Origin of the sequence: Streptomyces sp. NPDC005566 (assembly GCF_040605575.1) — a bacterium.
Taxonomy (GTDB): domain Bacteria; phylum Actinomycetota; class Actinomycetes; order Streptomycetales; family Streptomycetaceae; genus Streptomyces.
This window is the reverse complement of record NZ_JBEXDB010000039.1, coordinates 20,073-29,041: the sequence shown is the minus strand read 5'-3', so window position 1 is coordinate 29,041 and position 8,969 is coordinate 20,073. Positions and strand designations below refer to the sequence as shown.

Sequence of the window (8,969 nt, the reverse complement as noted above, 5' to 3'; positions counted from 1 at the left end):
CGTGTGGCCCGGCACCGGTGCCGGGCCACACGCACGCCGAGTCGGTCTACGGACCCACCGGAAGCGGGGCTCTACGGCCTTGGCAGCAGGCCGTAATCCACTGATCCTGTGATCCTCGCATTGCGAGCCCACAGTCGGGCCACCCACGCCCTCGCCCTCGCCCTCGCCCTCGCCCTCGCTCACGCAGCTTCCGCCGTGATGGCTCGCGGTGTGACTCCTCGCGAGTTTCCGTCAGGCTTTGGCCTGCATGTCCCGTCGCGCGGGATTGCTCTGCTTCTCGGCCTTGGGATCCTTCTCGTCCGCCTTGGCGCGGACTCCCTGCTCGATACGCTCGCCGATCGACTTGTCGATGTTGGACCAGTACTCGAAGGCTCGTTGCAGAACGGGCTCCGTGACTCCGTTGAGGAGATGGCCCACGACGTTGTCCACCAGACGGTCCCTGGCCGCGTCGTCGAAGACCTCGCGCACCATGGTGCCGGGCTGGCCCCAGTCGTCGTCCTCGGCGTGGGAGACGTATGCGGCCCGGGTGATGTGCCCGTCGGCATACCAGCTGGGCGGGCTGCCGTACCGCGCGGTGTCGGCTGCGGGTCCACCCTTGGAGTTCGGTGCGTAGACGGGGTCGGTCGTCTTGCGATACGCCATTGCCCCGTCCTTCGAGTACGTGTGGACGGGGACGACGGGCGCGTTGACAGGGAGCTGCTGGTAGTTGGCTCCGATCCGGTAGCGGTGCGCGTCCGCGTACGAGAACAGGCGGGCGAGCAGCATGCGGTCCGGGCTGGGGCCGATGCCGGGGACCAGGTTGTTCGGCTGGAAGGCCGCCTGCTCGATCTCGGCGTGGTTGTCGGTCGGGTTGCGGTCCAAGGTCATCCGGCCGACCTCGATCAGCGGATAGTCGCCGTGCGGCCACACCTTGGTCAGGTCGAACGGGTTGAATCGGTAGTCCGCGGCGTCCTCGTACGGCATGACCTGTACGTGCAGGGTCCAGCTCGGGTAGACACCGTCACGAATGTGCTCGAACAGGTCCCGCGTGTGGTAGTCCGTGTCCGCCGACGCCATCTGGTCGGCTTCGTCCTGGGTGAAGTACTCGATCCCCTGGTCCGTCTTGAAGTGGTACTTCACCCAGAAGCGCTCGCCCTGCGCATTGATCCACATGTAGGTGTGGGAGGTGTAGCCGTTCATGTGACGCCAGCTGCGGGGGATGCCGCGGTCGCCCATCAGCCACGTGACCTGGTGAGCCGACTCGGGCGAGAGGGTCCAGAAATCCCACTGCATGTCGTGATCGCGCAGATTGTTGTCCGCGCGGCGCTTCTGGGACCGGATGAAGTGCTGGAACTTCATCGGATCCTTGATGAAGAACACGGGGGTGTTGTTCCCCACCATGTCGTAGTTGCCCTCGCTGGTGTAGAACTTCACCGCGAAGCCCCGGGGGTCACGCCATGTGTCCGGGCTGCCACGCTCGCCGGCGACGGTGGAGAAGCGGGTCACAAGTTCGGTCCTGGTCCCGGGCTGGAACACCGCGGCCTTGGTGAAGGCGCTGACATCACGGGTCACCTCGAAGTGCCCGAAGGCGCCGCTGCCCTTGGCGTGAGGCTGCCGCTCGGGGATCCGTTCCCGATTGAACTGTGCCATCTGCTCGATCAGGTACGCATCCTGCAGCAGGACCGGGCCGCCCGGTCCGACGGTGAGCGAGTGTTCGTCGCTCTCCACCGGGGCACCGGAATCGGTGGTGGTCGGCTCGCGTGAATTGTCGGTCATCGGGCTGCCCTCCATCATGTTGCCGTGAGCGCAAAGCTGGTCCCGCCGGGTGGGCGAAACGGAGTCACCACAGTTCGACTAGCCCGGATCGAAGGATGTCAAACCTGGGCGAATAGAATCTTTTACCGTCCCGGCGCAACTCGTCGCTGCCATGTCTGTCCGACAGTCCGTGGTGGCTCAGCGCTCGGCGTCGGATGCGGCGCGTCGTGAGGCGGAGATTTCCGCATCCTGGGCGTACGCAGACGCTGCGACATCGTGGCGAGAGCGAAGCCTTCCCTGATCGAGCACAGCCGAAAGCCTGGGCGAGCAGCTGCGGAGTTCCCGAGACATGTGTCAGGCGCCCGTGCAATCCCCTCCTGTCCTGTATCAGGAGGCATATTCGTGGGAGCCCGACCCACATCTGGTGCAGGTCTGGCCGCAACCACAGCACGCTCCTGCCCGCGCGCATCGTCGAAGCGAAACCCTCCGGCACCCCCGGCCACCTCTGCTGGAGGGCGCCTGGCGGCAGCCGGCGCGTGTGGCACCTTCGAGAAGCGGTCGGCAGACCGCCACGGCCGCGCTGCGGGGCCGACGGTGTTCAGCGCCGGGCGGACACGGCTGCCGCGGCCGCGGTCAGGATCCGGTGCAGGACGGGGACCGGGATCGCCGGATTGGTGACTGCCGCGCCTGCCGTGTCGCGGTCGTGCAGCAGCCCGGCGAGGACGCGGGCCGGGAGCCGCGGATTGCGCATCGCGGTCCCGCGGACGTGGGCCGCTGGGTCGTTCAGCAGCCGCACCGCGTCGGCCGGTGACAGCCGGGGATCCTCGGCCGCGCGGCGGCGCACCTCGGCTTCCGGGTCGCGGGCGAGACGTGCGACGTCGGCAGGCGTGGACTCCGGATCGTCCAGGGCCAGGCGGCGCATCCGTCCCTCGGGGTCGCCGACGTAGGCCAGCAGGCCCGTACGGGGGAAGTTGGGGTGACTGCGGGGGCGATCGGGGTGAGTGAGGCTGCCGTCCCACCAGCGCCAGACGTCCAGCAGCATCTCGGCCGGCGCGTCATCGCACGATTCGGCGAGGAACAGGCGGACGGTCCGGTCCTCGTCCCGCGCAAGACGCTCCACGACGTCCGGTGGCAGATGCCGGGCACGGGCCACGCTTCGGCGGATGAGCGGATGGGACGATACGGCGAGGCGGCGCATCGCGTCGGCGTCACCGTGCAGGCCCTCGACCCAGGGCAGAGTGCGCGACATCGACGTCGGGTCGAAGTCGTAGCGCACTGCGGCACGCTGCTCCTCGTGGAGGTCGGGCCGCAGTGCCACCGCCGAGCGGATGTCGCCGCACGGGTCCTCGGCCAGGACGGTGACGCTGTGTGCACTGATCCGCGGGTTGGCAGCCAGCGCCCGGCGTACCTCCGTGTCCCCGTCCCGGACCATCTCCGCCTCCAGCTCGGGCGAGAGACGGCACTGTTCGAGCGCGCGCCGGGACGCCGGCAGCGGCGCAAAGACCTCGCGAGGCATGGGGACGCCGGTGTGATGGGCGAGTAGTGCTGCCGTCTGCACCGCGTCGTCGATGTCGGCCAGCAACCGCGCCTGCAGCGGCGCGGCAAGGTCTTCCCACCGGGCGCAGGCAGCTGCCCGCACCCGGGGATCGGAGTCGGCCGCGAGGCCGGGGAGGTGGTGTGCGGGGAGCCCCGGGAGTTCGGCTGCCTCCGCGCGGGCCGGGCCGGCGAGGAGGTCGTCGTACAGGTCCCCGGGGAGTTCGACGCCCCAGGCGCAGGCATGCTCGGCCCAGAGCACGCGCCGGCTCGGCGCCGGTTCGGTGCGGACCAGGCGTACCCACTGACCGGAGCTGAGCTTGGGCCGGAAGGTGCCCGCGGGCCTCGAGCGCACCCGAGGTTCGGGATGTGCCAGGGCAGCGTCGAGTACGGCGGGCCGGTCGCAGCCGTGCAGGAAGCCCACCTCCACATCCAGCAGCCGGATCAGCAGCTCGTCCGGCGCGGCCGGATTCCACCCGATTCCCTCCGCCCAGTGCAATGGCCATGCCGGCTGGCCGGGCACCGCCGCCCACGCCTCGGCGCGCTCGGTCTCCGTCTCGCGCCCGGCGGCCTCGGCAGTCTCCTGCAGCCGCTCCGGCAGTCGGTCGATGGCCGTCACGCGAGGACCGTCTGCGTCGGGCACTTCTGCGAGCAGCACCTGACCGTCCAGGGAGAGCGCCACGAACCCGGGGCCACCGGTCAGCCCCGGCACGCCGCCGCCGTGGCGGACCCGGGTCCAACAGGAGTCGTTGCCGCCGATCCGATATCCGAGGACGGCCACCAGGAACTCGCCGTCGGCATCCGCAAGGCGGCGCCACCACGCCGCGTCGAGCGCTGCGCGGACCGCGCCGTCCGGCGCCGCGATCCCCCGCGCGATCCGCCGGCCGGCCTCCGGTGGGAGCAGGGTGCCCGGGCGAATGTCCTGGACGACCGTGAGTCCGGCGCATGTGAGCAGTTCGTGGAGTTCCTCTCGGCGTTGCACGCGGTCATGATCCCCGTCGCCTCGCGGTGGGACAAGGCAGCCGCTGGCCAGACAGGAGTCAGGGGCGCGCACCCTCCCCTGCACACTCCTCGAACCGGCTTCGACACGCTACGAGTTCATCCGCCGCCGCAGCAGCAGTTGACCAAGAATATGACTGCCCGCACGGAGACGTGACCAGGGCCCTGGTGGGACGACGACAGCGGGTATCCTGTACACAGTTGTCTGGCGGCAACTATTTGCCGACGTGGAAACGTTGCAGGGGGAAGGCCCGCGGTGCCGGGCCTTGGGGTGACATTCCGCTGTTCAGGCGGATGGTGGGCGAGCCTATGAGGATTGGCCATGGCGGAGACGACAGATGAGAACACGCGTCCGGTGCAGCGCACCCGCGCCCGGGGCACAGGGAAAGTGGGCGAGCCGGAACTACGCCAGCTCCTCGCAGGACTCACGGCGGTGCGCGACGGAGACTTCGGTACGCGCCTGCCGGACGGGCCCGAGGGACTTCTCGGTGAGATCGCCACCGTGTTCAACGGCATGGTCGACCAGCTCTCCCTGTTCACGTCCGAGGTGACGCGAGTGGCCAGGGAGGTCGGAACCGAGGGAACTCTCGGTGGCCAGGCGGAGGTGCCCGGCGTATCGGGCACCTGGGCAGATCTGACGGACTCCGTCAACGCCATGGCGGGCAACCTCACCACGCAGGTCCGGGACATCGCCCACGTCGCCACCGCGGTGGCCAGGGGTGACCTCTCGCAGAAGATCGACGTCGACGCCCGCGGCGAGATCCTCGAACTCAAGAAGACCATCAACACGATGGTCGACCAGTTGTCCGCTTTCGCCGACGAGGTGACCCGCGTGGCACGCGAGGTCGGCACCGAGGGCAATCTCGGCGGACAGGCGGACGTGAAGGGGGTTTCCGGCACCTGGCGGGACCTGACCGACTCCGTGAACTCCATGGCCGGCAACCTCACGGCACAGGTCCGCAACATCGCCCAGGTGACGACGGCCGTGGCACAAGGCGATCTGTCGCAGAAGATCACGGTCACCGCCCGCGGCGAGATCCTGGAGCTGAAAGACACCATCAACACGATGGTCGACCAGCTCTCCTCCTTCGCCGACGAGGTGACCCGCATGGCACGGGACGTCGGCACGGAGGGGATTCTCGGCGGACAGGCGGACGTGAAGGGGGTTTCCGGCACCTGGCGGGACCTGACCGACTCCGTCAATTTCATGGCCGGCAACCTCACGGCACAGGTCCGTTCCATCGCCCAGGTGGCTACCGCCGTCGCCCAGGGCGACCTGACGCAGAAGATCGGTGTCACGGCCCGCGGAGAGATCCTGGAACTGAAGGAGACCATCAACACGATGGTCGACCAGCTTTCCGCCTTCGCGGACGAAGCGACTCGTGTGGCACGAGAGGTGGGCACCGAGGGCAAGCTGGGAGGGCAGGCGACCGTCCGCGGCGCCTCCGGCACCTGGAAGGACCTCACCGACAACGTCAACGTCATGGCGTCCAACCTGACGGGCCAGGTGCGCTCCATCGCCCAGGTGGCGACCGCCGTCGCCCGGGGCGACCTGTCTCGGAAGATCACCGTGGACGCCGAGGGCGAGATCGCGGCGCTCGCCGAGGTCATCAACACCATGGTGGACACCCTGTCCGCGTTCGCCGACGAGGTGACCCGGGTGGCGCGCGAGGTCGGGACCGAAGGACGGCTGGGCGGCCAGGCCCGCGTCCCGAACGTCGCGGGCACATGGAAAGACCTCACGGACAACGTCAACTCGATGGCGAACAACCTGACCGGCCAGGTCCGCAACATCGCCCTCGTCACCACAGCGGTCGCCAACGGCGACCTCTCCAAGAAGATCGACGTCGACGCCCGCGGCGAGATCCTGGAACTGAAGACAACCATCAACACGATGGTCGACCAGCTGTCCTCCTTCGCGGCCGAGGTGACGCGAGTTGCCCGCGAGGTGGGCAGCGAGGGCCGCCTCGGCGGCCAGGCCGAGGTCGAAGGGGTGTCCGGCACCTGGAAGCGCCTCACCGAGAACGTGAACGAACTCGCAGGCAACCTCACCCGACAGGTGAGGGCTATCGCCGAGGTGGCCAGCGCCGTGGCCGAGGGGGATCTGACCCGATCCATCACGGTCGACGCCTCCGGCGAGGTCGCAGAGCTGAAGGACAACATCAACTCCATGGTCGGCTCCCTGCGCGAGACGACCCGGGCCAACCAGGAACAGGACTGGCTGAAGTCCAACCTCGCCCGCATCTCCGGACTGATGCAGGGTCACCGGGACCTGAACGTCGTCGGTGAGCTGGTCATGGACGAGCTGACCCCGCTCGTCGCCGCCCAGTACGGTGCCTTCTACCTCGCCGAAGACACTCCCGAGGGCACCGAGCTGCGCATCGTGGGCTCATACGGCCGGCCTGTCGGCAGCGCGCGGAACAGCCGCTTCAGAATGGGGGAGTCCCTCGTCGGCCAAGCCGCCCACAGTCGCCGTACCATCGCGGCGGACGGCGTCCCCGGCGACTACATCAGCATCTCCTCCGGACTCGGGCCGATGCCCCCCGGCAGCCTGATCGTGCTCCCCATCGTCGTCGACGACCAGGTGCTCGGCGTCATCGAACTGGCTGCATTCACCGCGTTCACGCCGGTCCACCGCGACTTCCTCGAGCAGCTGATGGAGATGGTGGGCGTCAACGTCAACACCATCGTCGCCAACGCGCGTACGGATGAACTCCTCGGGGAGTCGCAGCGGCTCACCGGCGAACTGCAGTCACGCTCCGAGGAACTGCAGGTCCAGCAGGAGGAGCTGCAGCGGTCCAACGCCGAACTCGAGGAGAAGGCGGCTCTGCTGGCGGCTCAGAACAGCGACATCGAGGCGAAGAACCTGGAGATCGAGCAGGCGCGCCAGGAGCTGGAGGAGAGGGCCCAGCAGCTGTCGCTCGCCTCCACCTACAAGTCCGAGTTCCTGGCCAACATGAGTCACGAGCTGCGCACCCCGCTCAACAGCCTCCTCATCCTGGCCCAGCTGCTGGCCCAGAACCCGACTCGCAACCTCACGGTCAAGCAGGTCGAGTACGCCGGGATCATCCACTCGGCGGGCAGCGACCTGCTCCAGCTGATCAACGACATCCTCGACCTCTCGAAGGTCGAGGCGGGAAAGATGGACCTCAACCCGGAGCGGTTCACGCTGCGGCAGCTCCTGGACTACGTCGAGGCCACGTTCCGGCCCATGACCACGCAGAAGAGCCTGGCGTTCACCATCTCGACCGCCCCCGGCGTGCCGGTCGACCTGCTCACCGACGACTCACGGCTGCGGCAGGTGCTGCGGAATCTGATCTCCAACGCGGTGAAGTTCACCGAACGCGGCAGCGTGGAACTGCGTATCGAGCCCGCCACGGACGGCGAGCTCCCCGGCTCGGTGCACCGCGGAGGCGCGGTCGTCGCCTTCCGAGTGAAGGACACCGGCATCGGCATCGCCGAGCAGCAGCTCGAAACGATCTTCGGCGCGTTCCAGCAGGCGGACGGCACGACCAGCCGCAAGTACGGAGGCACAGGGCTGGGGCTGTCCATCAGCCGGGAGATCGCGCACCTGCTCGGTGGCGCCCTCACCGCCCGCAGCACACCAGGTCAGGGCAGCACGTTCACCCTGTATCTGCCGGTCGCCCGCGCCGACTTCCAGGACCAGGCAGCTCCGGCGGCCGAACTCCCCTCCGGTGCGGTACCGACTCCCGCCGACGAGGCGCACGACAGCCGTCGGCAGGTCGGTCCCGTGGAACCTGAGCCGCGCAAGCCGCGCCGACTCCTGGTGATAGAGGAGCGCCCGCGCGGCCTGCTGTCCCTCGTCGCGGAGAGCGCGGTGGCCGAACTGACGGGGAGCCACGGCAGTGAGGACATCCAGGTGATCGCCGCGGTCGGCCCTCAGGACGCCGCGAGTGCCCTGGCCGCGGCACCGTTCCACTGCGTCGTCCTCGAACTCGACATGGCCGACGACGGCGCGAGGGGATTCCTGGACGCGGTCGACGGCGACCCCGCGCTCAAGACCGTGCCCGTGCTCGCGCACAACAACCGCCGCATGGATGCCGCCCAGGAGCGCGAACTCCAGGCCAGAGGCCGGGTCCGACCGCTGGAACTCCTCTCCAGCCTCGACGAGCTCCGCGAACGCATCGCCCTTCACCTGTCGGCCGAGCAGCCCGGCGCTGTCGTCCCGCTGGTGCGGAGCGAGGAGGTGGGGCCGCCGGCCCCCGAAACCATCGACGAAAGCCTCCACGGCCGCACCGTGCTCGTCGTCGACGACGACGCGCGCAATCTCTACGCACTCAGCGGCATCCTGGAGATGCACGGCGTGAACGTCCTGCACGCGGCGAACGGCCTCAAGGGGATCGAGGCACTCGGTGAGCGTCCCGACATCGACCTGATCCTGATGGACGTGATGATGCCGGAGATGGACGGGTACACCGCGACCATGAGGATCCGGGAGCTGCCCGAGCACGCAGCTCTGCCGATCATCAGTGTCACCGCGAAGGCCATGCCAGGAGACCGGGAGAAGAGCCTCGCGGCCGGGGCCAGCGACTACGTCACCAAACCGCTGGACGCCGATGACCTCATCGCCTGCGTTCGCCGGTGGCTGGCCGCCCAGTCCGACGAAGCACCGGTGGTGTCGTGATCCGGAGCGACGCGGTCGGTGAGGGCACCGGCGCGGTGGGCCGCAGGGAGCAGAGTGT

Annotated in this window: 3 protein-coding genes; 1 reads left to right on the top strand and 2 read right to left on the bottom strand. The window is 68.8% G+C overall.

Annotated features, from left to right (window positions below; all coding sequences use genetic code 11):
* Nucleotides 1-231: 231 nt before the first annotated feature.
* Together ABZS61_RS34085 and ABZS61_RS34080 are read right to left on the bottom strand one after the other, a co-directional pair.
* Nucleotides 232-1,755 (bottom strand): catalase, encoded by a 1,524-nt coding sequence (locus ABZS61_RS34085; RefSeq protein WP_356430184.1) that lies wholly within the window; start codon nt 1,753-1,755, stop codon nt 232-234.
* A gap of 577 nt (nt 1,756-2,332) precedes the next feature.
* Nucleotides 2,333-4,249: a hypothetical protein gene (locus ABZS61_RS34080; RefSeq protein ID WP_356430181.1), complete on the bottom strand. Its 1,917-nt coding sequence runs from the start codon at nt 4,247-4,249 to the stop codon at nt 2,333-2,335.
* A 339-nt stretch (nt 4,250-4,588) separates the two neighbouring features.
* On the opposite strand from ABZS61_RS34080, the gene ABZS61_RS34075 reads away from it, so the two are divergent.
* Nucleotides 4,589-8,911 (top strand): HAMP domain-containing protein, encoded by a 4,323-nt coding sequence (locus tag ABZS61_RS34075; protein ID WP_356430178.1) that lies wholly within the window; start codon nt 4,589-4,591, stop codon nt 8,909-8,911.
* Nucleotides 8,912-8,969 lie beyond the last annotated feature (58 nt).

What these genes read in the sequence shown, in the direction of transcription:
- ABZS61_RS34085 (WP_356430184.1), bottom strand. Translation starts at nt 1,755, where the DNA reads ATGACCGACAATTCACGCGAGCCGACCACCACCGATTCCGGTGCCCCG.
- ABZS61_RS34075 (WP_356430178.1), top strand. Translation starts at nt 4,589, where the DNA reads ATGGCGGAGACGACAGATGAGAACACGCGTCCGGTGCAGCGCACCCGC.